This is a genomic window from Maridesulfovibrio ferrireducens, from assembly GCF_900101105.1.
GTDB classification, from domain to species: Bacteria; Desulfobacterota; Desulfovibrionia; order Desulfovibrionales; family Desulfovibrionaceae; genus Maridesulfovibrio; species Maridesulfovibrio ferrireducens.
The window spans coordinates 147707-173429 of record NZ_FNGA01000001.1; the positions used below are offsets into that span (position 1 = coordinate 147707).

Annotated in this window: 24 protein-coding genes; 21 read left to right on the forward strand and 3 right to left on the reverse strand. The window is 44.5% G+C overall.

What is annotated here, in order from left to right; genetic code table 11:
• The first annotated feature begins 320 nt into the window (after positions 1–320).
• The 8 genes from BLT41_RS00635 to BLT41_RS00670 all read left to right on the forward strand — a co-directional run bounded on the left by BLT41_RS00635 (position 321) and on the right by BLT41_RS00670 (position 7544).
• The gene (locus tag BLT41_RS00635; RefSeq protein WP_092157249.1) at positions 321–881 is read left to right on the forward strand and encodes a 4Fe-4S dicluster domain-containing protein; all 561 of its coding nucleotides are present in this window, start codon (positions 321–323) and stop codon (positions 879–881) included.
• Positions 878–1768 (forward strand): CoB--CoM heterodisulfide reductase iron-sulfur subunit B family protein, encoded by an 891-nt coding sequence (locus BLT41_RS00640; protein WP_092157251.1) that lies wholly within the window; start codon positions 878–880, stop codon positions 1766–1768. The genes BLT41_RS00635 and BLT41_RS00640 overlap by 4 nt, the downstream gene beginning before the upstream one ends.
• A 41-nt stretch (positions 1769–1809) precedes the next feature.
• Positions 1810–3768, forward strand: a complete 1959-nt coding sequence (locus BLT41_RS00645) for a CoB--CoM heterodisulfide reductase iron-sulfur subunit A family protein (RefSeq protein WP_092157254.1) — start codon at positions 1810–1812, stop codon at positions 3766–3768.
• A complete protein-coding gene (locus BLT41_RS00650; protein ID WP_092157256.1) occupies positions 3756–4220 on the forward strand; it encodes a hydrogenase iron-sulfur subunit in 465 nt (154 codons plus the stop codon). Before BLT41_RS00645 ends, BLT41_RS00650 begins: the two co-directional genes overlap by 13 nt.
• Positions 4221–4249: 29 nt before the next feature.
• Positions 4250–5209: a 4Fe-4S dicluster domain-containing protein gene (locus BLT41_RS00655; RefSeq protein WP_092157257.1), complete on the forward strand. Its 960-nt coding sequence runs from the start codon at positions 4250–4252 to the stop codon at positions 5207–5209.
• Positions 5209–6273: a 4Fe-4S dicluster domain-containing protein gene (locus BLT41_RS00660; protein WP_092157258.1), complete on the forward strand. Its 1065-nt coding sequence runs from the start codon at positions 5209–5211 to the stop codon at positions 6271–6273. The genes BLT41_RS00655 and BLT41_RS00660 overlap by 1 nt, the downstream gene beginning before the upstream one ends.
• Before the next feature lie 2 nt (positions 6274–6275).
• The gene (locus BLT41_RS00665) at positions 6276–7106 is read left to right on the forward strand and encodes an FAD/NAD(P)-binding protein (RefSeq protein ID WP_092157259.1); all 831 of its coding nucleotides are present in this window, start codon (positions 6276–6278) and stop codon (positions 7104–7106) included.
• 63 nt (positions 7107–7169) lie between these two features.
• Positions 7170–7544 carry a response regulator gene (locus tag BLT41_RS00670; protein ID WP_092157260.1) on the forward strand — a complete coding sequence of 125 codons (375 nt, stop codon included), beginning with the start codon at positions 7170–7172 and terminating at the stop codon, positions 7542–7544.
• 123 nt (positions 7545–7667) lie between these two features.
• On the opposite strand, the gene BLT41_RS00675 is transcribed toward BLT41_RS00670, so the two are convergent.
• Positions 7668–8855 carry an aminoacetone oxidase family FAD-binding enzyme gene (locus tag BLT41_RS00675; protein WP_092157261.1) on the reverse strand — a complete coding sequence of 396 codons (1188 nt, stop codon included), beginning with the start codon at positions 8853–8855 and terminating at the stop codon, positions 7668–7670.
• Positions 8856–9138: 283 nt separating this feature from the next.
• Between BLT41_RS00675 and BLT41_RS00680 the strand changes: the two genes are divergently transcribed.
• The gene (locus tag BLT41_RS00680) at positions 9139–11616 is read left to right on the forward strand and encodes a tetratricopeptide repeat protein (protein WP_092157262.1); all 2478 of its coding nucleotides are present in this window, start codon (positions 9139–9141) and stop codon (positions 11614–11616) included.
• Between the two features lie 112 nt (positions 11617–11728).
• Positions 11729–12829 carry a redox-regulated ATPase YchF gene (ychF, locus tag BLT41_RS00685; RefSeq protein WP_092157263.1) on the forward strand — a complete coding sequence of 367 codons (1101 nt, stop codon included), beginning with the start codon at positions 11729–11731 and terminating at the stop codon, positions 12827–12829.
• Positions 12830–12904: 75 nt separating this feature from the next.
• Here the strand turns inward: ychF and BLT41_RS00690 are convergent, their stop codons facing one another.
• The gene (locus BLT41_RS00690) at positions 12905–13831 is read right to left on the reverse strand and encodes a DMT family transporter (RefSeq protein ID WP_092157265.1); all 927 of its coding nucleotides are present in this window, start codon (positions 13829–13831) and stop codon (positions 12905–12907) included.
• Positions 13832–14028: 197 nt separating this feature from the next.
• On the opposite strand from BLT41_RS00690, the gene BLT41_RS00695 reads away from it, so the two are divergent.
• Entirely contained in the window at positions 14029–15192 is a 1164-nt protein-coding gene (locus BLT41_RS00695; protein WP_139167310.1) for a DUF697 domain-containing protein, read from the forward strand.
• A gap of 9 nt (positions 15193–15201) precedes the next feature.
• Here BLT41_RS00695 and BLT41_RS00700 read toward each other — a convergent pair whose 3' ends face one another.
• Positions 15202–15648 (reverse strand): PACE efflux transporter, encoded by a 447-nt coding sequence (locus BLT41_RS00700; RefSeq protein ID WP_092157266.1) that lies wholly within the window; start codon positions 15646–15648, stop codon positions 15202–15204.
• Between the two features lie 194 nt (positions 15649–15842).
• Between BLT41_RS00700 and BLT41_RS00705 the strand changes: the two genes are divergently transcribed.
• The 10 genes from BLT41_RS00705 to BLT41_RS00750 are packed head-to-tail and all read left to right on the forward strand — an operon-like array spanning position 15843 to position 25721.
• A complete protein-coding gene (locus BLT41_RS00705; protein ID WP_092157267.1) occupies positions 15843–17018 on the forward strand; it encodes a CDP-glycerol glycerophosphotransferase family protein in 1176 nt (391 codons plus the stop codon).
• 19 nt (positions 17019–17037) lie between these two features.
• On the forward strand, positions 17038–17724 hold the full coding sequence (locus tag BLT41_RS00710) for a phosphocholine cytidylyltransferase family protein (RefSeq protein ID WP_092157268.1): 687 nt from the start codon (positions 17038–17040) through the stop codon (positions 17722–17724).
• A gap of 25 nt (positions 17725–17749) precedes the next feature.
• A complete protein-coding gene (gene pseF, locus BLT41_RS00715) occupies positions 17750–18433 on the forward strand; it encodes a pseudaminic acid cytidylyltransferase (protein WP_092157270.1) in 684 nt (227 codons plus the stop codon).
• On the forward strand, positions 18426–19463 hold the full coding sequence (locus tag BLT41_RS00720) for a PseG/SpsG family protein (protein ID WP_092157273.1): 1038 nt from the start codon (positions 18426–18428) through the stop codon (positions 19461–19463). Before pseF ends, BLT41_RS00720 begins: the two co-directional genes overlap by 8 nt.
• Positions 19460–20383, forward strand: a complete 924-nt coding sequence (locus tag BLT41_RS00725; RefSeq protein ID WP_092157274.1) for a class I SAM-dependent methyltransferase — start codon at positions 19460–19462, stop codon at positions 20381–20383. The genes BLT41_RS00720 and BLT41_RS00725 overlap by 4 nt, the downstream gene beginning before the upstream one ends.
• Before the next feature lie 6 nt (positions 20384–20389).
• Complete coding sequence (locus BLT41_RS00730) at positions 20390–21139, forward strand: SDR family NAD(P)-dependent oxidoreductase (protein WP_092157275.1); 750 nt, start codon at positions 20390–20392, stop codon at positions 21137–21139.
• Positions 21140–21177: 38 nt separating this feature from the next.
• Positions 21178–22008 (forward strand): transketolase, encoded by an 831-nt coding sequence (locus BLT41_RS00735; protein WP_092157276.1) that lies wholly within the window; start codon positions 21178–21180, stop codon positions 22006–22008.
• Positions 22008–22940, forward strand: coding sequence for a transketolase family protein (locus BLT41_RS00740; protein WP_092157277.1), 933 nt, complete (start codon positions 22008–22010; stop codon positions 22938–22940). The genes BLT41_RS00735 and BLT41_RS00740 overlap by 1 nt, the downstream gene beginning before the upstream one ends.
• A gap of 26 nt (positions 22941–22966) precedes the next feature.
• Positions 22967–24496, forward strand: coding sequence for a TIGR04372 family glycosyltransferase (locus BLT41_RS00745; protein WP_092157278.1), 1530 nt, complete (start codon positions 22967–22969; stop codon positions 24494–24496).
• Between the two features lie 19 nt (positions 24497–24515).
• Positions 24516–25721: a methyltransferase domain-containing protein gene (locus tag BLT41_RS00750; protein ID WP_092157279.1), complete on the forward strand. Its 1206-nt coding sequence runs from the start codon at positions 24516–24518 to the stop codon at positions 25719–25721.
• Positions 25722–25723 lie beyond the last annotated feature (2 nt).

Below are 25723 nucleotides of genomic sequence, written 5' to 3' on the forward strand. Positions count from 1 at the left end.
CTATACGACTATCCACTATGTAATAGCCAAAACAACAGTGGTACTACAAATTCAATTCTCAAATAGTTTTACGTTTATACATTAAAATATTCTTTATGCACACTCCTTTTCACATGATTATGCAATCAATTTAGTACTTTGACAAAAAAACAATTTTATACAAAGGTTCAAAGTCTGTGAATACTACTTGCGGTAAGGATGGATCTTCTGGCAGTATGCCTCATCTTAAGAATCCATCCTCTGTTATGAATCTTTAAGCCAATCTACACACAGCAAGTTCGCTCCACCGGACTTCAAAGCGTAAAGGCGGCTACTCATTTATGGAAATAGTTAATATTACCAAAACTTACGACGCTAATTTTGTAAGGCAAGTCGAAGAAGAAAGCGGCCAGAACATGAGCCTCTGCTATCAATGCGGTAACTGTACCGCAGGGTGCCCATATACATTTGTATATGACATACCTGTGAATCAGATTATGCGCCTTGTACAAACTGGGCAGAAAGAAACTGTTCTGAAATGTAAATCTCTTTGGCTATGTGCAACATGTGAATCATGCACAACAAGATGTCCAAACAACATTGATGTAGCACACATAATGGACGTATTACGCCACATGGCCCGCCGTGAAGGCTATGCTCCAGTGCCTACTGTTAAATCCTTCTGGGACAGTTTCCTGTCATCAGTTGAAAATAACGGACGAGTCTTTGAAATAGGGCTTCTAGCGTCCTATATCACTAAAACCGGACGCTTCTGGACAGACGTCGATCTGGGACCAAAAGTTCTGCCCAAAGGGAAAATGCACTTCACGCCTCCCCAGATACAGGGCAAAGAAGAAGTCAAAAAGATCTTTAACCGATTCAAAGAGGAGTCTCGTAAATGAGTGATTCCTTAACTTATGCGTATTATCCAGGTTGCTCCGGTACCGGAACTTCTATTGAATATGACATGTCCACCCGCGCAGTCTGTGCAGAACTGGGCATAACGCTGACCGAAATCCCCGATTGGAGTTGCTGCGGTTCCACCCCGGCACACACAGTCGATCATACTTTGTCCTCAGCTCTTTCGGCCCGCAATCTTGCTCTGGTCGAAAAAATGAGTCTGGACACAGCGATCACACCTTGTCCCAGTTGCCTGACCAACCTCAAGACAGCCACTCATAGAATGAAAAATGACGGCTTTCGCGACAAGGTAAACAAACTGCTCGACACCCCCTATCAGGGCGGAGTCGCAACGAAGTCCGTATTGCAGATTATTGTTGAAGACATGGGACTCGAAGCTCTGAAAGCCAAGGTTGTTAAACCACTTAAAGGACTTAACGTCGCGGCATATTACGGTTGCATCATGAACCGCCCGCCGGAAGTCATGAACTTTGACGACCCTGAGCACCCCATGGCAATGGACAATATCATGACAGCTCTGGGAGCAACGGTCCTTCCTTACCCGCTTAAAGTTGAGTGCTGCGGAGCCTCATTCGGTATCCCTCGTAAGGATATTGTTATGAGCCTTTCCAGCAAACTGCTTGACGCAGCAAAAGACATCGGAGCTGAAGCGCTGGTTACGGCCTGCCCTTTGTGCCAGATGAATCTTGATCTGCGACAGGATCAGGTAAACTCTGCTGCCGGAACCAATCACCATATCCCGGTGTTTTACTACACCCAGCTTATCGGATTGGCTCTCGGACTAAGCGAAAAGGAACTCGGAATCGACAAGCTCTGCGTGGACCCTCGCAAAGTCATTAATGCCATCGGCAGGGACGAGACCTCCTAAGAGCTCCCACCCCGGTCAAGAACGTCAAGGAGAAGACTTAAATGAAAATAGGAGTCTTTATCTGCCACTGCGGAACTAATATTGAAGGAACCGTGGATACTGCCGCGGTTGCTGAAGCTTCCCGGGAATTTCCCGGCGTAGTATTCGCAACAGATACAATGTACGCCTGCTCCGAACCCGGACAGGATGGTATAATAGAAGCTATTAAAGAACACCGTCTAGACGGTGTGGTTGTTGCATCCTGCTCACCAAGAATGCACGAACCTACTTTCCGCCGTACTTTGGAAAGAGCGGGTCTGAACCGCTACCTTTTCGAAATGGCGAACATAAGAGAACACGTTTCATGGGTAGGGAAGGACAGAGAAGCCAATACCAACAAGGCATCTGATCTTGTTCGGATGGCGGCTGCAAAACTTCTCAAGAACCGTCCACTGTTCTCCAAACAATTCCCTGTAAACAAGAGTGTCATGGTCATCGGTGGCGGTGTCGCCGGTATTCAGGCAGCTTTGGACTGTGCCAACGGTGGACTAAAAGTAGTCTTGGTTGAAAAAGAAACCACCATCGGCGGCAAGATGGCTAAACTGGATAAAACATTCCCTACTGTGGACTGTTCCAGTTGTGTCCTCGGACCTCTCATGGTTGATGTTGCACAGCATCCGAACATTACTCTCCACGCATATTCAGAAATCGAAGAAGTTAACGGTTATGTCGGAAACTTTGAGATCCAAATTAAAAAGAAAGCCAGCTACGTTAACTGGGATCTTTGCACAGGCTGTGGTCTATGTATTGAAAAATGTCCCAGCAGAAAAGCTACTGACTTCTTTAACGAAAAACTTGCAACGACAAAAGCTATCAATATCCCGTTCCCGCAGGCCATTCCTAAAAAAGCAAAGATCGACCCTGAATTCTGTATGAAAATACAGAAAGACAAATGTGGCGTCTGTGCAAAGGTCTGTCCTTCGGAAGCAATCGATTTTACTCAGCAAGATGAAATTATCACTGAAAATGTCGGCGCAGTTGTCGCGGCAACAGGATATGACCTCTTCGACTGGACTGTATACGGAGAATACGGCGGCGGAAAATACCCCGACGTTATTACCTCCCTGCAATACGAACGCATGCTTTCCGCTTCAGGACCAAGTGAAGGACACATCGTACGTCCTTCCGATGGCAAAGAACCTAAAGATGTTGTTTTCATCCAGTGTGTAGGATCTAGAGATAAATCTGTCGGCCGTCCGTATTGTTCCGGCTTCTGCTGTATGTACACAGCCAAGCAGTCAATTCTGACCAAAGACCACCTTCCCGATTCTCAGTCACATGTATTCTATATGGACATCCGCTCTCCCGGTAAAATGTACGACGAGTTTACCCGTCGCGCTATGGAAGAATATGGAGCCAACTACATCCGCGGTCGCGTTTCAATGGTCTATCCTAAAGGGGATAAACTGGTTGTCCGCGGTGCAGATACTCTTATGGGTGCTCAGGTTGAAATTGACGCAGATCTCGTTGTTCTCGCAGTTGGAGTAGAATCCTCTGTCGGAGCGACCGATCTGGCTAAAAAACTGCGTATCTCATACGATGCTTACGGCTTTTATATGGAAGGACATCCTAAACTTAAGCCTGTTGAAACAAACACTGCCGGGGTTTACCTCGCCGGAGCCTGTCAGGGACCGAAAGATATCCCTGCTTCAGTAGCACAGGGCAGCGCGGCAGCATCTAAAGTTCTGGGATTGTTCTCGCAAGACATGCTTGCAAGCGACCCGCAGGTTTCAGTAGTTGATATCAAGCGCTGTATCGGATGCGGAAAATGTATCCAGACATGCCCCTTCGGAGCCATCAAGGAAATTGATTTCCGCGGCATGAAAAAGGCCGATGTGATTGAAACAATTTGTCAGGGTTGCGGAATCTGTACAGCCACCTGTCCTCAGGGCGCAGTTCAGCTCCAGCATTTCACTGATAACCAGATTCTCGCGGAGGTTAACGCAGTATGCCGATTCTAGAAGGTAAAGAACTTAGAATCGTCGGTTTTCTCTGTAACTGGTGTTCCTATGGCGGTGCTGATACCGCCGGAGTAGGAAGATTCAAACAACCGACAGATTTGCGAGTTATAAAGGTTCCCTGTTCAGGTAGAATTGACCCCCTGTTTATCGTCAAGACTCTCATGTCCGGCGCTGACGGAGTGCTGGTTTCCGGCTGTCATCCTAGAGACTGCCATTATACCGAAGGCAACTTCTACGCCCGCCGCAGATTGGAAATGCTGAAAAGATTCCTTCCGATCATGGGTATTGATGCCAAGCGTTTTGAATACACTTGGGTTTCAGCCTCTGAAGGGCAACGCTGGCAGGAAGTCGTGACGAAATTCACCGAGCAAATCCATGAGCTTGGACCCGCCCCTAAAATAGCTGGAGCGGATGCAGAAGAGACTCTCAAATTGATGGAAGCGGCTCTTTAAGCTGCCGTTTTCAACCAAGGAGATACAGGGTGCAAAATCTGAAAGATCTGAAAGAACAAATCAGGAAAGCCCTGCCGGAATTAGATGTTGTGATAGGATGGACGGGTGGATATGACCCGCTTCACGCCACTCCGCATTTCATTCGCAGGGATGAAGATATTGATAAACTTCAAGTGGACGCGCTTTGCGTTCATAACCTTGCCACCTATCTGCCCGCCCTGCGCGGCAAAAAGGTCGGCATTGTAGTAAAAGGTTGCGACAGCCGCTCCGTAGTTGAATTACTACAGGAAAATCTTATCGACCGCGCAGATGTAACCATCTTCGGGTTCGGTTGTAACGGTGTCGTAGACCAGACCAAAATCCGTAGAATAGTAGGAGACGTTGGAAACATCGACTCCTGTGAAATCTCCGGATCAGACGTCACGGTCAGCGCTTCCGGCGCAGAACACAAACTCCCCCTGGGAGATGTTCTTGCCGACAAATGCGCAACCTGCCGTTACCCTAATGCAGTGCTGAGCGATCACTTTGCAGGAGAAGAAGTAACAACCACAGCAACATTTGAAGACGGTTACAAAGATGTAGTCGAATTTGAAGAAAAGCCTGTGGAAGAAAAATTCGGATTCTGGCTGAAAGAAATGGACCGTTGCATTCGCTGTTACGCATGCCGCAACGCATGCCCGTTATGCGTATGCCGCGACCACTGTGTTGCTCAAAGCCGCGATCCTCACTGGCTGAGTCAGGAAGCCCATGTTCGTGACAAATGGATGTTTCAGGTTATCCACGCCTATCATCTTGCCGGACGCTGCACTGAGTGTGGAGAATGTCAGCGGGCATGTCCTGTAGATATTCCCATCCTCCTGTTCAAGAAAAAAATGAACAAAGAGATCAAAGAAGTCTTCGACTATGAAGCCGGAATAGATCCGGAAGCGACACCACCGCTCATGACCTTCAAAACCGAAGAAGATAAGATCAGAGAGAGGAAATGGTAATGGCGCAGACTAAATTCATAAAAAAAGAAAGTTTGTCGGCATGGCTGGAAGAACTGGGACAAGATCACGAAGTGCTCGCCCCCCGGTTCGAAGGTGACTCTATCATTTTCCGGCCCTATGATTCAGAGAAAGGTTTCTTCATTGACAGGGAAGCAACTGCCCCTCCTAAAAAGGCAATCTTCCCGCAAAGTGAAACACTTCTTGAATACAGCCAAATAAAAGACATGGAAAACCTTTCCAAGATCGCTATGGATGTAAAGGAAACTATTCCGACCACATCCTACGTTGTTTTTGGAAACCGTCCCTGTGATGCTCGCGGTTTTACTATGTTCGACCGTGTTTATCTGAATGGCGATAAAGTCGACGTATATTACAAGGCTCGTAGAGAAAACACCTACTTCATCACTCTGTCATGCGAAAAAGGTGAAGCCACCTGTTTCTGCAACGCAGTGGGAAGCGGGCCGTCTGATCCTTCAGGATCAGATCTTCTCATGACTCCTGTAAAAGACGGCTATTATATCGAATCTATCAGCAAACGAGGCGAAGAACTTCTCAAAAGTTCTCTGCTCACTGACGGCTCCAAAATGAAAGCCGAAGCTGAAAAATATAAAAAAGCTGCTGATGCTTCCATGAACAAAGCTCCTGATTTCGCAGGCAGCCCTGAAAAACTTCTGGCTGTTTTTGATAACGGTGCGTTCTGGGAAGAAATGTCAGACAAATGTATTAGCTGCGGAGCCTGCACATACCTGTGCCCCACATGCTACTGCTTCAATATAACAGACGAAGCAAACGGCCTGAAAGGAACACGCATCAGATCATGGGACAACTGTATGTCAGCCCAGTTCACATCTGAAGCAAGCGGACACAATCCGCGTCCCGCCAAGGCCAACAGGCTCAAGAATAGAGTCGGTCACAAATTCAGCTACTATCCCGACCTGCACGACGGAGTTATCTCCTGCTGCGGTTGCGGACGCTGTATCAAGAGCTGCCCGGTCGGCGTTGATATCCGCCAGATAGTACTGAGTGCAATCGCCTACAAGCCAGCAACCAAGAAGGAGGCCTAACAATGAATAGTAATCCTTATCTGCCGGCAATGGCGACTATTCAGGAAGTAATTGAAGAGACTCCGACTATCAAAACCTTCCGCGTTACGCTGAACAACCCGAACTTGAAAAAAGATTTCACTTTCGGTCCGGGTCAGGTCGGACAGCTGTCCGCATTCGGAATAGGAGAGGCTACTTTTGTAATCAATTCCTCCCCTACCCGCATGGACTACCTGCAATTCAGCGTAATGAAGACTGGTGAAGTGACTTCAATGCTTCACACCTTAAGCGCCGGAGATCAGATCGGAGTTCGCGCTCCGCTCGGCAATGCGTTCCCTTACGAAGATATGAAAGGCAAAGACATCGTCTTCGTCGGTGGCGGAATCGGTATGGCACCGCTTCGCACACTGCTGCTTTTCATGCTCGATAATCGTAAAGATTACGGCAAAATCACTCTGCTCTACGGAGCAAGAAGCCCGGTAGACATGGCGTTCAGCTATGAACTTCCCGAATGGCTGGAAAGAGATGATCTTGATACGCATCTGACCATTGACGCAGCTTTTGAAGGCTGGGAGCACAACGTGGGTCTAATCCCGAATGTACTTCTGGATATTAATCCTTCTCCTAAAAACTGCGTAGCGATAACTTGCGGTCCGCCGATCATGATTAAGTTCACAGTTCAGGCGCTCGCAAAACTCGGCTTCGAGGATGAGCAGATTTATACCACCCTTGAAAAACGCATGAAATGCGGTGTCGGCATATGCGGACGTTGTAACATCGGAACCAGCTATGTTTGTCAGGATGGCCCGGTTTACACATATGCACAGCTGAAAAAGCTTCCTAACGAAATGTAATTTAATTCAGCGCCCTGTTTCCAAAAAACGGGGCGCTGTTAAAAAATCAAGCACACGAGCTGGATGAAAATACTTTTAGCCGACGACGAAAAAATAAATCTGCTCTCCGCCTCCAGACTGCTGGAAAAACACGGATATACGGTGACCACGGCAGTAAACGGCTTGCAAGTGCTTGAGTTGCTAAAAGATAACGACTTCGACTGCATCCTCATGGATATAGAGATGCCGGAAATGAGTGGACTTGAAGCCGCCACAAGGATTCAGGACAGTTCCGTTTTCGGAGAAAAATCAAAAACGCCAATCATTGCCATGACCGGACATTCCTTACAAGACACTCACAACGATTTTGAAAAAGCAGGCATAAAATATTATGTCAGCAAACCGTTTGATATCGAAATATTAATTCAGACCATAGAAAAATCGACTTCCGGTAATTAATATTTACCAAAAGTCGATTTATATTTTCAGCTACAAGCCTTCCCCCTAATAGGGATTCCAAAGGGGATTATTCCCTTTGGTCCAGCCGAAGGCGAAATCACCCATTCTTTATTCTTCTATTCTTTACACATACTCAGCAGCAGCAAAAGCAGATGACCAAGCCCATTGCAGATTATATCCGCCCAGCCAGCCTGTTACGTCCAAAACTTCGCCGATAAAGTATAATCCGGGAACCTTCTTAGATTCCATTGTCTTAGACGACACTTGATTAGTATCCACTCCGCCCACAACAACTTCAGCCTTGGCGTACCCTTCTGTTCCCTCTGGCTTAAGAGTCCAGCAATGAACACGTTCAGACAATGCAAGACGGCGCTCTTTAGTAAGCTGGCTGACGGGAGTTTCCTCGTCTTCACCTGTGAGCAGTACGTCCACGAGTTTGCGGGAGAAATATCTAGCCATGAAAGAATGCAAAGCAATATTTTCAGTGCGGAAATCTTCAAGCACATCACCAAAGTTCTGACCGGGCAGCAGATCAATATCTATGCTGGAACCTTTGCGCCAGTAAGATGAAATCTGTAATGCCGCAGGGCCGGAAATTCCTTTGTGAGTGAAAAGCATATCACCTTCAAAGCTCACACCATCGCAACTGATGCGGACAGGCAGTGAGTTGCCGCTAAGCTCTTCACATATTTTACCGTTCGGGCCGCCAATCATAAGCGGAACAAGGCCGGGATGAGGGTAGACAATGCGGTGTGCGTACTGGTCGGCAATGTTATAACCGAGAGCTGTTGCGCCCACAGAAGGCCAAGTAGGTGAACCGAGCGCCACAACAAGTGATGGGGCTTCAAAAATTTCAACACCGGTTTTCACGGTGAAAGGTCCACGCCCTTCTACGGAATCAATGTTGCGGTCAAGCAGAGTTTCGACACCAAGGCGGTGACATTTGGAAACGAGAAGCCCGGCAATCTGTCCGGCACCATCCAAAGTGAAAAGCTCACCTTCGTTACGATCTTCGTAAACAATGCCCGCTTCGGTGATAAATTCTATAAAGTCCCACTGGTTATGACGAGCCAGTGCGGATTTACAAAAATGAGGGTTTGCACCGAGATAATTCTCAGGCTCGACACTCAAGTTAGTAAAGTTACATTTTCCGCCGCCGGTAACCCGGAGCTTACAGGCAGCCTTGCCCGCATGGTCCAGAACCAGCACACGTTTGCCCCTTTTGGCAGCGTGCATGGCACAGTAAAGACCGGATGCGCCCGCACCTAAAATAATTACGTCGAAGTCAGTGTTAATATCGGAGTTGTTCATACGCGCTTTGTAGAATTATTGTGGGAATGCGTAAAGGGGATTGTTTAGGGTATGAAATGCGGGAGATCGTGCGAGGGCAGCTCCCCGGCAGCTAAAAAGGCATGCCTCTTTAGAATCTCAATTAAGGGGAAGGTTCATTTGTTTAGGTAGTTAGCGGGATATGTATGGGTTATTTTATTTATTGAAAGACTAGACCTGCCTCAGTAGAGACAGTACAAGAGTTCAGATATTATTTTTTGATAAATATAATTTTAGATATTAATGGTTGAGTAAGGATATAAATATGTGCGGTTTTAATATTCGGTTTGCGGGATTTGGGCGGATTGTTATTGCTGCTATTGCTGTTTGTTTCGTGATGGGGGTTGTGGGGTCGGCGGTTGCAAAGCCGCTTGTCGAAACTAAAACTCAAATGCCAACTGCAACTATAAATTCTGTTAAGATTGAAAGTGTTCAGAAAGATATTTCTGTTGTTAAGACGCAGGTTGAAAAGATTCGTGATGCTCAGCTTAAGGATAGTGGGCAGATGTGGTTTGAGCGGACGAAAGATAAGGCTGAACATGTAAAAGAATGGGTTGAAACTCAAAAAAATTATACTGAAAGATTTTATGAAATACTTACATATATAACTATAGCAGTTGGACTGATCCTCACCTTTTTGGGTATTTTATTTATTCGCCAACAAAGACAATCCGCAATAGAAAACAAAAGAAAACTTGAAGATGAAATCAAAGAATTTACAGACGGTGCAAAAAATAAAAAAAAAGAAATAGAGATCTTAGCCAGTAAATGTGAAGAAATGACAAAACAATGCGAACTAAAACTTTCAGAAATAGATGAGATAGTTCAAAAAGGGAAAGTAATAGTTCATGATTTAAACACACCTGAAGCAAAAGACATGTCAGATTCGGACAAAGAAGCTGTCAAAACTGTAGCTGAAAGTGAATCAAAATCATTTTATACTCACCTTAAAGCAAAAGCTCTTTACCATGAATTAAAAAAAGAATGGGATAAAGCTATCACTTTGTGGAAGACTATATCCCAAGAATTTCCTATTGATATAGAAAATAACTTTAAGCTGGGGTATTTATTCCAAATGAAGGTCGACCAATATTCTAACTTTGAAGAAAAATCTCATTATTTTAAGTTAGCAGAAGATAAATACCAAATTACTACCGAATTAAATAAAAATCATTCTATAGCATGGAATAATTGGGGCTCATTACTAACAGACATGTATAAAACTGCACCAGAGGAGCAAAAAGAAGCTTTATTTATTAAGGCCCAAGATAAATACAAAAAGACCACGGATGCAGACGGAACTTTCGCTAGCGCATGGAGTAATTGGGGATCATTACTAACATACAAATATAATAATGCACCAGTAGAACAAAAAGAAACGTTATTTATTCAGGCTCAAGATAAATACAAAAAGGCCATTTATGCAGACGAAAGTTTCGCTGGCGCATGGAGTAATTGGGGATCATTACTAACAGACAAGTATAAAAATGCACCAGTAGAACAAAAAGAAGAGTTATTTATTCAGGCTCAAAATAAATACAAAAAGGCCATTGATGCAGACGGAAGTTTCGCTGGTGCATGGAATAATTGGGGATACTTACTGGCTGAAAAGTATAAAAATGCACCAGAGGAACAAAGAAAAACTTTATTAATTGAGGCCCAAGATAAATACAAAAAGGCCACTGATATAGATGGGAGTTTCCTCAGCGCATGGAATAATTGGGGTGAATTACTAGCATACAAGTATAAAAATACACCAGTAGAACAAAAAGAAGAGTTATTTATTCAGGCTCAAGATAAATACAAAAAAGCCACTGACATAGATGGAAGTCTCCTCAACACATGGAATAACTGGGGTGACTTACTAGCATACAAGTATAAAAATGCACCAGAAGAACAAAAAGAAGAGTTATTTATTCAGGCTCAAGATAAATACAAAAAAGCCACTGACATAGATGGAAGTCTCCTCAACACATGGAATAACTGGGGTGACTTACTAGCATACAAGTATAAAAATGCACCAGAAGAACAAAAAGAAGAGTTATTTATTCAGGCTCAAGATAAATATAAAAAGGCCACTGATATAGATGGGAGTTTCCTCAGCGCATGGAATAATTGGGGGTACTTACTAACATACAAGTATAAAAATACACCAGAAGAACAAAAAGAAGAGTTATTTATTCAGGCTCAAGATAAATACAAAAAAGCCATTAACGCAGACGAAGAGTACTCTAAAGCATGGAATAATTGGGGATACTTACTGGCTGAAAAGTATAAAAATGCACCAGAGGAACAAAGAGAAACTTTATTCATTGAGGCCCAAGATAAATACAAAAAAGCCACTGGTACAGACGAAGGTCTCCACAACGCATGGAACCTTTGGGGAATATTATTAGTCTCAAAAGCAACTCACAATCAAAACAAAATCGACAATTCTTTATTAGAAGAAGCCAAAGAAAAATGTCTTAAAGCTGAATCTATTAAAACAGGATACGGAGCATACAACCTTGCCTGCATAGCCTCGCTACAAAAAGACTTTAAAGAATGCCAAAAAAGGCTTGAGTTCTCAAAAGAACAAAACAACAACTTTGTGGACAGCAAAAGCCTTAAAACAGAGAATTTTCTAGACAACGTCCGCAACAAACAATGGTTCGAAAATTTCCTAGCCGAAGTATGCCGCGAAGAACAAGAAGCCAAAGACGCTGACTCAAATAATACCGAGGGCGACCCCGAGCCAAAATAACGTGCCACCCATTCTTCCCTTGCCCATCACAGCGAAGCAAGGTATTGAGGGCCGCGTAGGTCTGTTTTAAACACCCTACCCCCACAATAAAGAATTCAGGAGTACCACCGATATGGCCCTTAGTATAGGAATCGTGGGCTTGCCAAATGTCGGCAAATCCACACTTTTTAATGCCCTCACAAAAGCTCAGAACGCAGAAAGTGCAAACTACGCATTCTGTACCATTGAACCTAATAAAGCTGTTGTCCCAGTGCCGGACGTTCGCCTTGATAAGCTTTCCGAGCTTGTTAAGCCTCAGCGGGTTCAAAGTTCCACTGTAGACTTCATCGATATCGCCGGACTTGTTGCCGGAGCTAGTAAAGGTGAAGGACTCGGTAATAAATTTCTTGGTAACATCCGCGAAACACAGGCCATTCTCCATGTTGTCCGCTGTTTCGACAACGACGATGTTATCCATGTTTCCAACTCTGTCGACCCTATCCGCGACATTGATATCATTGAAACCGAACTCATTCTTTCCGATGTTCAGGTTCTTGAAAACCGTGTTGAACGCATGGCTAAGCAGATCAAAGGCGACAAGTCTTTCGGTCCTAAAGTTGAAGAAGGCAGAAAACTGCTTGAGTTCATGAACGAAGGCAACCAAGCCAACACATATGATAAACTCGACACCGACATCATGGATGAGCTGCTCAAAGACCTGCGCTTGATCACTTCTAAAAAAGTTATCTACTGCGCGAACGTTGATGAAAACGGTCTGACAGATGATAATGATTACGTTAAATCCGTAATGAAGTTGGCAGAAGAACGCGGCGCTGCGTTCGTAAAAATTTCCGCCAAGATGGAAGAAGAACTTATCGGTCTTGAAGATGAAGAATATCAGGATTTCCTTGAATCTTACGGCGTGACCGAATCCGGCCTTGCTAAAATCATCCGCACAGGGTTCTTGACCCTCGGCATGATCAGCTACTTTACTGCCGGAGTAAAAGAAGTTCGCGCATGGACCATTAATGACGGGGATAAAGCACCACGTGCTGCCGCCGCTATCCATACGGACTTTGAAAAAGGATTCATCCGCGCTGAAGTTATCGGTTACGAAGACTACGTCACGCACGGCACAGAAGCAGCCTGCCGCGCGGCCGGAGTTCTGCGTTCCGAAGGTAAAGAGTACGTCTTCAAAGATGGCGACGTTGTTCATTTCCTCTTCAACGTATAGAGATTTTAAAAAGCACCAAATTAAAAGGGGAACCGTTCGCGGCTCCCCTTTTTTTATGACCAATGATGTATAATTTTAATTTCGCCTCTTAAGCAGAACAACCCCGCCGATAATCATAAAGCACCCCGCCCACTGCATCGTGGTCATAAATTCTCCCAAAACCGGAATGGCAACCAGTGCTGTCATCATGGGTTCTGTGGTCAATAAAATATTCACCACTGAAGGAGACAAACGGGACATACTCATATTGATGAGCATCCAGCCGATCATGGTCGGCCCGATAGCAAGTGTCAAAATGATACCCCACACCTTAAGTGGCGCATCGGGCAATAGAATCTGTGCAGGTTCGCTTGCGGCTCCGGGTATCGCCCCGCCCGAAAATAAATTTGCGATGAGCATAAAAAACGCGGCAAAGCCGAAAATATACATGAGCACGGTAAATGGATTCAGCCCTCGAAGGGCACACGCTCTGCCCATAAGACCATATGCCGCATAAAAAATGCCCGAAAATAATCCCAGAAAAATGCCTATAGGAGTCAGCGCAAAGTCTGAAATACCTTGCACTCCGCAAACAAGCGCGCAACCTACCAAACAAAAAACAATGGAAGGAATAATCTGAGCAGAGGGTTTTCCGCCCCCTAGCCACCATTGGCCCAGAACAGTGATAGGCACGGAAACATACACCAGAACTGTTGCCACTCCAGCCCCGTTGAAAAATACGGACCCGCCCCATATACCGTTCAACAACGCCAGAACCAGCCCGTAGCTTCCCAGCAAAAAGATATTTTCACGTCCGGCACGCAACAATGCGGGACGCTTAATTTTCAGCGCCACCAGCAAAATTAAGCAGACGAACAAATTACGCCAGAATCCCATAACCAGAATGGGCAAAGCGTAATCAACAACTAGTATTTTTATAAAAATGCCCACCAGTGAAATTAGTGCAGATCCGGCAAGAACCTGTGCTATTCCGACTCGTACGGCTGACCTTTCGCTATACAATTACTACTCCATTGCGAATTTACGCAAAGTGCTACAATGATTTTAAAAATTGACGATATTGAATTTGCTTGAGAGTTAAAAGAGAAATTAAGCGTAAAAAAATATATTCATGATTTTTCCCTGTTTGACGTATGAGACTGCAATTATATAGAAGGGAATAAGACCGACTAAAAAGTCCGAAACGGGCGAGGTATATAATGTCAAAAACGCTGACCAGATTAATATCTGCCGGAATGTTTCTGCTGCTTGCAGGTTTTATTCTATTCATGCTGAATCAGATTTCAGCGCTGGCACAGCTTTGTGCCTCATACTTTCCACAGTCATATGATTACATTTTATTCGGACTGAGCGGGTTGTTTTTGATCATATGTATCAGTCCTCTGGTGATGTTCATTTTCCGCCCCGGCCCTTTGACCATGCCGGACAACCCCACTCCCGCCGAACAAGAAAAATATATTCGCAAGCTGTGTAAAAGACTGCGCAGTAATAAACACGTGCGAAAAATGAAGCTTAATCTTTCAAGAAATGAGGACCTCGACCTTGCTTTGAACGGTCTGGACGAAATTTCCACAGAAAAAATGAAATCCGTAGCCTCGCGAATATTTCTAAGCACGGCTATTTCGCAAAACGGCAAGCTTGATTCATTTATCGTGTTGGGTTCGCTCACCAAGCTGGTATGGGATGTCTCTAAAATATACAATCAACGCCCGTCCTTACGGGATATGATTTCCGTATACTCAAATGTCGCGGTAACGGCTTTTTTTGCAAGTGCAGTGGAGGATCTGGACATTCAATCGCAAATTGAAGCGATAATGTCGCCCGTTCTGGCAGGTTCAGCACTCGGTATGATTCCCGGCGCCGGCGGGCTGACCTCTATAATAACCGCGTCTATACTGGACGGTTCCACAAATGCGTTTCTAGCTCTGAGAGTGGGCATTATCACACGGGGTCATTTCAGTTACAGGGCGGACAAAAAAACCGCCGGATATCGCAGAGGAGTGCTCAAAGAGGCCGCAGGCTTGCTGCTCTCCATTGCCGTCAATTCTACAAAAATGATAACCTCAGCCTACTTGAAAACAATTACCCGTTCAGCTGGTGATAAGGCCATGAGTGCGGCAAGAAAGGTTGTGGATTCAAAAGATAAGGCATTCGAAGCAACAGGAAAGGCCGCACGTTATTCAGCACGGCAAGCCCAGAAGGTTGCACATTTTGCAAGTTTTTCAGGAAAGAATAAGGAAGAAGCAACAGAACCTGATTATCAGGAAGGGAACAGTGCTCAAGAAGAAAATTGTGACCACGACGAAAGTGCAACAAGCAAAAAGAAATCTGTTCTCGGGAAATTATTTAGACATAGAAAATAAACAACTGAATTAACTATTTTCAGCCGTAGCAGGAACAAGAGTTACCGGCATTGGAAACACAACATCGTACGTCCAGTTAAAGAAAAAGGCATAAACCAAAAAGAATAAAGCAAAGCCCAAATCCGTAACAAACGCATCCCACATAGTCATCTCCAGCCACCATGCAACGCCGGGAAGAGTGAGGGCAAGCAAGGTAACCTCAAACAACGTAGCATGAAATATTCTCATCCATGCCGGCCTGACATTTACCGGCCTTCCAAGCTTGATCAACGCTTTATCAAATGACAAATTAAAGATAAAATTCAGACACATTGCGGTAAATGAAATCGCTAAACTCATTGTTCCCAACTGCGCAATACCTTTATCAAGAATCCACGATGCAAGAGGAACGCAAGCAGAAATGCCAATTATTTCAAAAAGTAACGTATGTCTAATTCTATCAGCTGTGTTTCGCATGGGCGGAAACTAGCGTACAATAATACGATTAACAAGGCCATTTTTATAAAATTTAGTAATTATAAATAGTAAATAAAATAATGAATTATTATGTACTATTCACTTTTCATTGTTTTTGGCATTTAATTTGAATAGCCTATGAATAAACGTCAAAAAAATCATACTTTTCAATAAAACCTTAATAGAGAGCTTTCATGCCGCAAAATGAAATGACAAAAATTCAAGAACTGGCTTCATCCATTCCCAAACAAAAGAATCTCACCATATTCTTTGGACGTGCGGGCAGTCGTTTCATGGATAATGTTAAATATTTCTTCCTTTATTGTGTGAAAAAACGACCGGAACTGGAGTGCCATTTTATGGCCTTCGACAGAAAAGAAGCTGATATTCTTAAAGCGCAGGGACTACCCGCAACATGGGTGAATCATCCTGATGCCGCGGATATTATGGCAAGAACAGGAATTGTTGTTTCCGATGATTTTCATTGGAAAGATCAAGAGTTTCTGTGGGCCTTACTCTCAGGCGCAAAAACAGTACAACTCTGGCATGGCATCCCCTTAAAAGCCATCGGCTTTCCAGAAATAAACTCCACTGTGAACATGAATCCTGAAAAAGCGAAGCATTTAACTTTCGTATACTCAGGTTATGATGCTGTGGTATCAACTTCACCATTTTTCACTGAAAAAGCTTTTGCAAAAGCATTTAAAGCCGAAGAATTTATCGAATCAGGTTACCCGCGCAACGATGTTCTCAAACGTCGCCCGACAAAATACGACATGATCAATGCCGACCGCGATCTTTATGGAGAGCTTGTAAAGTTTCGTAAGCTTGGTGGCAAAACTGTATTTTTCATGCCTACTTTCCGAGACACCGGCGGCAGCCCATTCGAAGACGGAGCCATAGACTTGATGCGCATGTCAGAATTCTGCAAAAAGAATAATATTATGTTCATCTGTAAATTTCACCCATATCTGACAATCAATAAGGTAACCCTGCCGGAAAACATCCGGTTGATGGATTCAAAAAGTGATGCATACCCGCTCCTTCCGCTTTGCGATGTTCTGCTCACAGATTATTCGTCCGTTTATTTCGATTTTCTGCTGGTTGATAACCCTATGGTTTTCTATCCATACGACTTTGAACAGTATGTCAGTAAAAACAGAGAACTGCTTTTCGATTACGACTCAATGACACCGGGCAAAAAAGTTATGAATGAGAATGATCTCTATACCGCTTTTGAAGAGATCATGCTAAATAACATTGATGATTTCGTAGATGTCAGGCAAAAAATTAGAGACTTATCTTTTAGCAATGCGGACGGTCTCGCGGCAGAAAGACTTGGTAAACATGTAGTTTCTAACTATCTCTAGCAAACAGGGAGTAAATATCATGAAAGCAGTCATCCTTGCAGCAGGTATCGGCAGTCGGCTCAGCAGACCTTTCCCGAAATCTCTTTCAGTTCTGCCTTACGGAGAAACCATTCTCGGTAGACAGGTCAGAATTCTCAAAGATCTGGGAGTAAATGAAATCATCATTGTCGTGGGTTTTAAGATGACCCTGATCATGGAAAATTTCCCCGAAGTCTACTACAAATACAATCCCAACTACTACATCACCAATACCTCCAAGAGCCTCCTTTGCGCCATTGAAGATCTGGATGATGACATTCTTTGGATGAACGGGGATGTTGTTTTTGATAAAGCAATTATTCGCGAAGTTTTAAGTATTAAAGATGACAGCTTTGTCTGTGTTGATTGCAAATCCTGCGGCGAAGAAGAAGTCAAATATACTCGCGACGATCAAGGTTACATCAATGAAATTTCTAAAGAAGTCGTAAACGCGGAAGGCGAAGCGGTCGGTATAAACATGATCCTCAAAAAGGATCTCAAGACTTACGCCGAAGCACTGCGCAAATGTGACGACAACGACTACTTCGAAAAAGGCATTGAAATGATTATTCATGACGGTGTTAAAATTAAGCCCGTAGATATCTCTAATTACAAGTGTATTGAAGTTGATTTCGAAGAAGACTGGGTTTCCGCACAGGCATCTTTCCAAACACGCGATAACAAATAATTTTAAGCATCGGACAAGTGAAAATATGCAGGTAGCAATCATTCCCGCTCGCGGCGGCAGCAAACGTATTCCTAAAAAATCGATCCGCCCGTTTCTGGGAAAACCTCTCATTGCCTATGCCATTGAAGCCGCCCGCGAGAGCGGCTTTTTTGATCACATCATAGTGAGCACCGACAGTGAGGAGTTTGCCGAAGTGGTGAAAGAATACGGCGCAGAAGTTCCGTTTATGCGCCCGGCAGAGCTTGCCGGAGATTTTGTTGCAACTGCTCCGGTCATAGAACACGCTCTCGACTGGGTAAAAGAAAACCTTGGTCAACCAGAAAGATTCTGCCAGTTTTTTGCAAACCCCTTTATCACAGCTGAGACTTTGCGCGGAGGCTACAAACTGATGCGCGAAAAAAAAGCAAACTGCGTTCTGGGCGTAACAGAATTTGCATATCCCATACTTCGAGCTTTTAAGCTGAACGAACAAGGCGGAGTGCAATACGCATTCCCCGAATATGCACCAAGTAGATCTCAGGATTTACCGACATTCTTTCATGATGCGGCGCAATTTTACTGGCAGGAATTAACTGACCTTCCTCCCGACAGAACTGAAGGTCTGAATCTGCCCTACTTCCTGCCCCGCCACATGGCCGTGGACATTGACACAATTGAAGATTGGGAAATTGCCGAGCGGCTATACAAGGCTTTCGTCCTCGATGCGTAAACCGCTCAAAATACTTTTATTCTGCGAAGGTTCCCTCGAAAGAGGATTCGGACATGTAGGAAGATGTCTGGCCCTTGCCACTGAGCTTAGAGATGAACACGAAAGCAAGTGTATTTTCGTATTCAGAGGCAATGAAGCCGCCCGGAACAAAATATGTAATGCTGGATTTGAGGTCATAGAAGTCTCGGATTTCAACTCGTATAAATTTACAGACGAAGCCGCCGTTGTTCTCGACCTGCTCATTTCTTTAGAAGAAGCTTTCTTCGCGAACGCATCTGCTAAAAATATACTCATATGCACTATTGATGACCCCACACCGAATCGGTTAAAAAGCGAGTTGGCTTTTTATCCTCCTGTCCCGCAAGTTCAAGAACTGGACTGGGATAACTTTTCAGGTGAACTTTTTTGTGGCTGGCAATACATCCCCTTACGTAAAGAATTTACAGCTATTGCCGGAATAGAATCACATAAGGAAGAATCTTCCATACCCAAACTTCTTATAACGGCAGGCGGAAGCGATCCGGCAGAACTGACCGCAAAAATATTACAAAGTTTATCCTCCGTAAAAGAACCTTGGCATGCAAAAGTCATCATCGGTCCCATGTTCAAAAATCTGGACAGAATCAAAAAGATAGCGGTAAAGCTTGGCGACAGGGTTGAACTTATTAGCAATGTTCAAAATATTGCCCGGCTTATGGTCCAAAGTGACGCGACTGTGGCCTCATTCGGCATAACAGCTTATGAACTGGCTACCTGCCGCACTCCGCAATTGCTATTAAACCTGACTGACAACCACGTCCGCTCGGCATCAGCATTGCATGACACTGGTGCAGCTATATCACTCGGCAGATATGACCTTGTGACAGATCAAGAACTTATAGAAAGCCTTCAAAAATTTATTTCCGATGCGAAACTACGGGCGGAAATGGTTTCTAATGCCGAAAAATTAGACATAGGACACGGAGCCTCAAACATTGCAACAGCCATAATCAAGCGGCTGGAATCCAGAAACATTGGTGATGAAAAGTGAGTGATAAAAAAAGCTGGAAAGAACACGAAGGAACAGTCCTGCACAGCGTGGAAGATTTTGATGTGATAGACTGCGAACTTTGCGGTTTCAAACACATCATTCCTATCCCGGATGAGGATGAACTTCGTGAAATTTACAAGCACGATTATCATGTAAAAGATAAACCTCTCATGCTTGAGCATCAGCTTGAAGACAGAGAATGGCTGGACAGCATTAATGATGCACGGCTTGCAACTCTCGAAAAAATTTCAAACGGAACTGGCAGCTTTTTAGACATAGGCTCCGGTAATGGATTCCTGCTCGGTCAGGCAAAAAAACGGGGCTGGACAGTTAAAGGAATTGAGCCTTCCGATAAGGCCGCACAGTATTCCTGCTCGCAGGGACTTGATGTGGAATGCGCTGTCTTTGATCAGGAATGTGCAGATCGTCTGGATCAATTCGATGTGGTCCACTTAGGCGATGTTCTGGAGCATGTTCCGTATCCCCGCGCAATACTGAACCTCTGCAATCAGGTTTTGCGTCCGGGCGGACTTATCGCTATCGGCGTTCCAAATGAATATACTCCCGTTCAAAAAATTTTAAGCGAAGATATGAGTACACGCCCTTGGTGGGTGAATCCTCCGCATCATATTAATTATTTTGATAAAAATTCACTCGAAGGATTGCTCTCCCGTTGCGGTTTTACTACCTGTCATTCAGAAGTTTCGTTTCCGATGGAACTCTTTCTACTCATGGGTAAAAATTATCTCGATGACCCCAAGCTCGGACGAGAATGCCACGCCATGCGCAAACAACTTGAGCTGAATCTGACTAAAAGCGGAAACAGAGATTTTCTGGACAAAATATACGGCTGCTTTGCCGAGGCTGGAATGGGCCGAACCGTACTTGTGATTGCACAAAAAAATACCGAACAGGAATAATTTCCAATGAATAGATTGAAAAACAAAATAGCTTTGGTCACAGGCGGCGGACGGGGAATAGGTAAAGCTATCAGTTCCAAACTGGCTGAAAACGGTGCAGAAGTAATTCTCACATGGGTATCAGACCGCAAAAGTGCAGATGAAACCGTCAACTCAATCATTGCAAACGGCGGCAAAGCCCGCACTCTCCAACTTGAAGTCTGTGACGAAGCTTCTGTCGACGCAGTTGTTGCTAATATCGCTGAAAAAGAGGGACGACTGGATATTCTGGTCAATAATGCCGGAATTAATAACCCAACCGACTTTGATAAAATAACTTCTGATGACTGGGATAAAATTTTAGGGGTAAACCTCAAAGGCCCGTTCCTTTGCACTCAGCGTTGCCTTGAACTTCTCAAAAAAAGTAATGCCGGAAGCATAATCAATATAGGTTCGGTCAGCGGTCAATACGGCGGACCACGTACAGCTCACTATGCGGCAAGCAAAGCCGGACTTATCTCCCTTGGGCAAGTTGCCGCCAGATTCGGTGCAGAGTGGAATATCCGATGCAACACAATATCCGCAGGCCTCATTGCTTCCGAAATGGCCGATGCAGGGCTTAAAGATCCGGCTGTTCAGAAAGCGGCTGAAAATGTGCTCATGAAAAGATTCGGTGGAACTTCTGAAGTTGCCGACACCGTAGTATATCTGGCTTCCGATGATTCATCATACATCACAGCGCAGACAATTAACGTCAACGGCGGCCTTTATTTTTAACAGGTGCAGTATAGATATCGACAGGAGAAATCATAAACGTGTCCAAATATGACGAACTTAAAAACTTTGCTGCCGAACTGAGAAAGTCAATCATCATAATGAATTGCCATGCAGGATCAGGACATCCCGGCGGTTCACTGTCGTGTGTTGAAATCATCAGCTGGCTTTATTGCAACGAGATGAACTACTGCACGGGAAATATGAATAATCCTGCACGTGACCGGTTCATACTATCCAAAGGACACTCCTGCCTTTCTCTTTATGCGGCTCTTGCTGAAAAAGGATTCTTCTCCAAAGAAGAATTCAAAACTCTGCGCCATGCCGGGGGAATGCTGCAAGGTCATCCCGACCGGATCAAAACTCCCGGAGTGGAATTCAACTCAGGCTCACTTGGTCAGGGTTTTTCCTTTGCTATCGGATGCGCCCTTGGAGCCAAAAGAGCAGGCAGAAAAAACCGCACATACACCCTGCTCGGTGACGGCGAATTAAATGAAGGTCAGATATGGGAAGGCTGCATGTTCGCTGCTCATCATAATCTGGACAACATGGTTGCCATCGTTGATTACAACAAATTTCAAAGTGATGATCTGAACACCAATATTACCGCCCTCGAACCTTTGAACGATAAATTCAAAGCGTTCGGATGGCATGTAATTGAAATTGACGGTCACGATTTCCGAGAAATTGATAACGCATTCGGACGAGCAAGAACTATGGCCGGAAAACCGACCATGATTATAGCCCACACAGTTAAGGGAAAAGGAATTTCGTACATGGAAAATGTGCCGAAATGGCACGGCAGCCTCTGCCCCACCGGAAAAGAAAGAGAATGTGCCATGCGTGAATGTGGCTGCGAGGATCTGATATAATGGAAAATATGAGAGACGCGTTCGGGAAAATACTTACCGAACTTGCCGGACAACGCGATGACTTCGTTGTTCTTGATGCTGACGTTGCGGGCGGAACTGGAACTTATCATTTCCGCGAAGCATATCCTGACAGATTTATTCAATGCGGAATCGCAGAGCAAAACATGTTCTCAATGGCCGCAGGTCTTGCGGAATCAGGGATTATCCCGATTGTTACCTGTTACGCTGTTTTTGCATCCATGCGGGCACTGGAACAAGCCAGAAACTCAATAGCCTACCCTGAATTCAATGTAAAAATTGCCGCCAGCCATCTAGGACTGGATGTAGGCCCGGACGGAGCAACCCATCAGGCTCTTGAAGATATAGCCATATATCGCAGCATCCCCAAAATGAGCGTTGTCTCACCTGCCGACCCGATAGAACTTAAAGCACTGATGCCATATCTGCTCGACAATACAGGGCCGTTATACCTGCGAACCGGACGCAGTCCGCTGCCTAATGTTTTTGACGAAAATACATTTTTTGAACACGGCAAAGCCCACGTTCTCCGCGAAGGAAACGATGCCACAATAATGGCTGTCGGAGTCATGGTTCACCGCGCACTTAAAGCCGCAGAACATCTCGCGAAAGAAGGTATATCATGCCGCGTATTGAACATGTCATGGCTTAAACCTATGGACGAAGCGGCTGTCATCAAGGCCGCAAAAGAAACAGGCGCAATAGTTACTTGCGAAGATCACAACAAGTACGGTGGACTCGGCGGGGCTGTGATGGAAATAGTTTGCGAAAACGTTCCGGTTCCTGTTGAACGAGTGGCTGTGAATGACATTTTCGGTGCATCTGGCGAGCCGGAAGATCTGGCTAAAGAATACGGCCTTACATCCGAAGATATTGTTAAAGCAGTTCACAGGACTTTGACCCGCAAGAGATAAGCAAAAACAGGATTAATCGGATTTCAATGAAAAAAAAACGTTTGCTTATTATAGGTACAGCTAAACAAAGCTATATCAAAGACTATCTAGCAAAGGTTGACTACAACACTACGGAAGTCCACCTTCTTGTCCCCGAACGGGACAGGGAAACCTACAGCCTGCCCAATATAAGTTATTTCAAAGGTAATTTTCACCCACTTTTTCTGCCACTCTTAAAAACGATGCTTTTTTTCAAACCTGATGAAGCCGTCATTGTCTGCGGCATGACTTATGACCATGACAATGTGGTCAAAGCTGTCAGTTTCTATTCATGCTTTAAAAGTCTTAAAGTTAAAATTTCAGTCAGGAATATTGATGTACCAGCCGATGCAAACCTGCGCCCCTCACCTGCAAAAGAAATAGCTAAGTGGGCTGGGTTAGGGACAATCGCCCTGTTGATTAAAGCTGTAAGCTTTTTTAAAAAAATCAGAGTCGGTGAAATATATTCAACCCGTCTTGGGCACTTGACTCTGGAATGTGAAATTTATCTATCTGAGACAGATCTAGGCAGGCATGATGGTTACTTAGACCTCTTTTATTTTAAAGATGACAAAGTCGCCAACAAGACAATTGCCTCACTTTATGCCCGGAAAATGAAAATTCACAGATTCAATAAACATCTGCTCGACGCAATCCGCCGTTTCAATATGGCCGAGCAACACGAACTCCTTTTGAATACCCGTATTATTGCGTTTTCCCGCGATTTCGAGTGCATGCTGCAGCAGGCTGACCGTCATATAGCTTTTACCGAAGCTCAGGTAATCAAGGGGAGTGAAACGCTGAAATCAATGGGTGTTGATCCGACTCTCCCGCATGTATGTTTGCTGGGGCGCGATTCCGTATTTCTTCAAGGGGCTATTCCTGTCTTTAATGATGGCGATATGCAACGGCCTAGAAATATGGACATAGACACTTTTAAGTCAGGAACGGAAGAACTGCTCAAACATGATTACAATGTCTTGAGGATGGGAAGTGTTGTCAAAGCTCCGCTCCAAATTGATCACCCGAACTTTATAGACTACGCCACAAGCGGAATTCGTTCTGATTTCATGGACATTTATCTCACCTCTAAATGTTCGTTCTTTGTGGGGATTCAAAGCGGCTTACAACATGTCGCCAGCGCTTTCAGAATTCCCTGCCTGAGAGTTAACGTTGCCCGTCTCGAAATGATTGAATATTGCTACCCTGAAGATTTAATTCTTTTTAAATTGCTCTGGTCCAAACGCGAAAAAAGGATTCTCAAAGTTTCGGAACAATTGGAATCAGGAATCAGCCGCTGGCCGATTGAAAAGTTCATAAACTCCGACATTGAGGTTATAGACAACACAGGGGATGAACTTCGCGAGGCAATGCTTGAAATGCACCAGAGAATTAACGGTACATGGAAAACCTCTCCCGAAGATATTGAACTACAGAACAAATATAGATCGTTTTTCAAAGTTTCTGAATTGAACAGTCGCTTTGACACTCCTGTCAGCTCATACTTTTTGCGTAAACATGCAGCAGAACTCTTTTAACAGGCACAAGAGGGATTAAATGAATAAACCGATCATTCTGATACAGGCAGCATCCCGTGCATGGAGCGGTGCGCCGGACTGGTGCATGAATGAAATAGATGGTCGCCCTGTTGTTGCCCTGACAGTTGAAAGCGCACTCAATCAATTTCCCGACGCTGAAATTCATATAGTTGCACCAGCTTTTGATAAAGGGGGACGGCTTGACGACCTGCCTTCAATGTTTCCTACACACAAAATTAAAGTTTTTTACGGCTTTGATGACAGCCCCTTGGAACGCATGATCAATGCTCTTCAACATGTTCCTGACGAGACATTATTCATGAGAGTTGATGGACTTCACTTCGGATGGCTTCCTGAACATGCGGCTGAAATGCTGAAAATTGCGGAGCAGAATAATCTGGACTGCATAAAAATGGAGGATGATTTTCCCATCCAGCTTACCGCGGACATATACAGGCTGAGCGGGTTAAAAAAAGTTGTATCCATGCTCAAAAATTTACCGGAAGCAGGAGTCTTCAAAGTTCATCCAAAATTTTTCATGTTCAGCAACAGCGCAGATTTCAAGTGCGAACGATTCAAATCATACTCCCCTGTCAGCGATGAATGGCTTAAAAAATGCCGAAAAATTGCGCATGGTGTTTATGTTGAAGGAAGAATGCAGGTCAGCAATAAAAGCATAAAAACCGGCGACCAGCTCAGGTTTCATTATGAACTGGCTCTTGACTTCATCAATCCGAAAATGACCGTTCTCGACTGTGCCTGCGGGCCGGGTTACGGAGCAAAAATGCTTGCTGAAAAAGCTGCGCATGTTATTGCTGCCGACCTTGATGAAACAACTGTCAGCAACGCGGCCGCCGAAACAACACAGGAGAACCTGACCTTTAAAATTGGTGATGCTACCGCCTTTGATTGTGCGGATCAAACCTTTGATGCAATCACCAGTTTTGAAACAGTTGAACATGTTGATCCGGCCCCTTACTTCAAGGAAATGTTCAGAATTCTTAAACCCGGCAGACGGCTGATTTTGAGCACTCCTCAAAACAGTCTGGGACATATTCCAGTGAACTCCCAGCACCTGAGAGAGTTTTCACTCGAAGAAATTACAAATCTCTGTTCGGAACATTTCGAAATAGAAAAGATTATAGGCATAAAACAGGGAAGAGTCGTGTTCCCTCACGATCACAAGGGACAGAACACTTTTATGGTCTGTAAAAAACCGGAATAATC

Coding starts and splice junctions, on each gene's coding strand:
- BLT41_RS00635 (WP_092157249.1), top strand. CDS start 321: ATGGAAATAGTTAATATTACCAAAACTTACGACGCTAATTTTGTAAGG.
- BLT41_RS00640 (WP_092157251.1), top strand. CDS start 878: ATGAGTGATTCCTTAACTTATGCGTATTATCCAGGTTGCTCCGGTACC.
- BLT41_RS00645 (WP_092157254.1), top strand. CDS start 1,810: ATGAAAATAGGAGTCTTTATCTGCCACTGCGGAACTAATATTGAAGGA.
- BLT41_RS00650 (WP_092157256.1), top strand. CDS start 3,756: ATGCCGATTCTAGAAGGTAAAGAACTTAGAATCGTCGGTTTTCTCTGT.
- BLT41_RS00660 (WP_092157258.1), top strand. CDS start 5,209: ATGGCGCAGACTAAATTCATAAAAAAAGAAAGTTTGTCGGCATGGCTG.
- BLT41_RS00665 (WP_092157259.1), top strand. CDS start 6,276: ATGAATAGTAATCCTTATCTGCCGGCAATGGCGACTATTCAGGAAGTA.
- BLT41_RS00670 (WP_092157260.1), top strand. CDS start 7,170: ATGAAAATACTTTTAGCCGACGACGAAAAAATAAATCTGCTCTCCGCC.
- BLT41_RS00675 (WP_092157261.1), bottom strand. CDS start 8,855: ATGAACAACTCCGATATTAACACTGACTTCGACGTAATTATTTTAGGT.
- BLT41_RS00680 (WP_092157262.1), top strand. CDS start 9,139: ATGTGCGGTTTTAATATTCGGTTTGCGGGATTTGGGCGGATTGTTATT.
- ychF (WP_092157263.1), top strand. CDS start 11,729: ATGGCCCTTAGTATAGGAATCGTGGGCTTGCCAAATGTCGGCAAATCC.
- BLT41_RS00695 (WP_139167310.1), top strand. CDS start 14,029: ATGTCAAAAACGCTGACCAGATTAATATCTGCCGGAATGTTTCTGCTG.
- BLT41_RS00700 (WP_092157266.1), bottom strand. CDS start 15,648: ATGCGAAACACAGCTGATAGAATTAGACATACGTTACTTTTTGAAATA.
- BLT41_RS00705 (WP_092157267.1), top strand. CDS start 15,843: ATGCCGCAAAATGAAATGACAAAAATTCAAGAACTGGCTTCATCCATT.
- BLT41_RS00710 (WP_092157268.1), top strand. CDS start 17,038: ATGAAAGCAGTCATCCTTGCAGCAGGTATCGGCAGTCGGCTCAGCAGA.
- pseF (WP_092157270.1), top strand. CDS start 17,750: ATGCAGGTAGCAATCATTCCCGCTCGCGGCGGCAGCAAACGTATTCCT.
- BLT41_RS00720 (WP_092157273.1), top strand. CDS start 18,426: ATGCGTAAACCGCTCAAAATACTTTTATTCTGCGAAGGTTCCCTCGAA.
- BLT41_RS00730 (WP_092157275.1), top strand. CDS start 20,390: ATGAATAGATTGAAAAACAAAATAGCTTTGGTCACAGGCGGCGGACGG.
- BLT41_RS00740 (WP_092157277.1), top strand. CDS start 22,008: ATGGAAAATATGAGAGACGCGTTCGGGAAAATACTTACCGAACTTGCC.
- BLT41_RS00745 (WP_092157278.1), top strand. CDS start 22,967: ATGAAAAAAAAACGTTTGCTTATTATAGGTACAGCTAAACAAAGCTAT.
- BLT41_RS00750 (WP_092157279.1), top strand. CDS start 24,516: ATGAATAAACCGATCATTCTGATACAGGCAGCATCCCGTGCATGGAGC.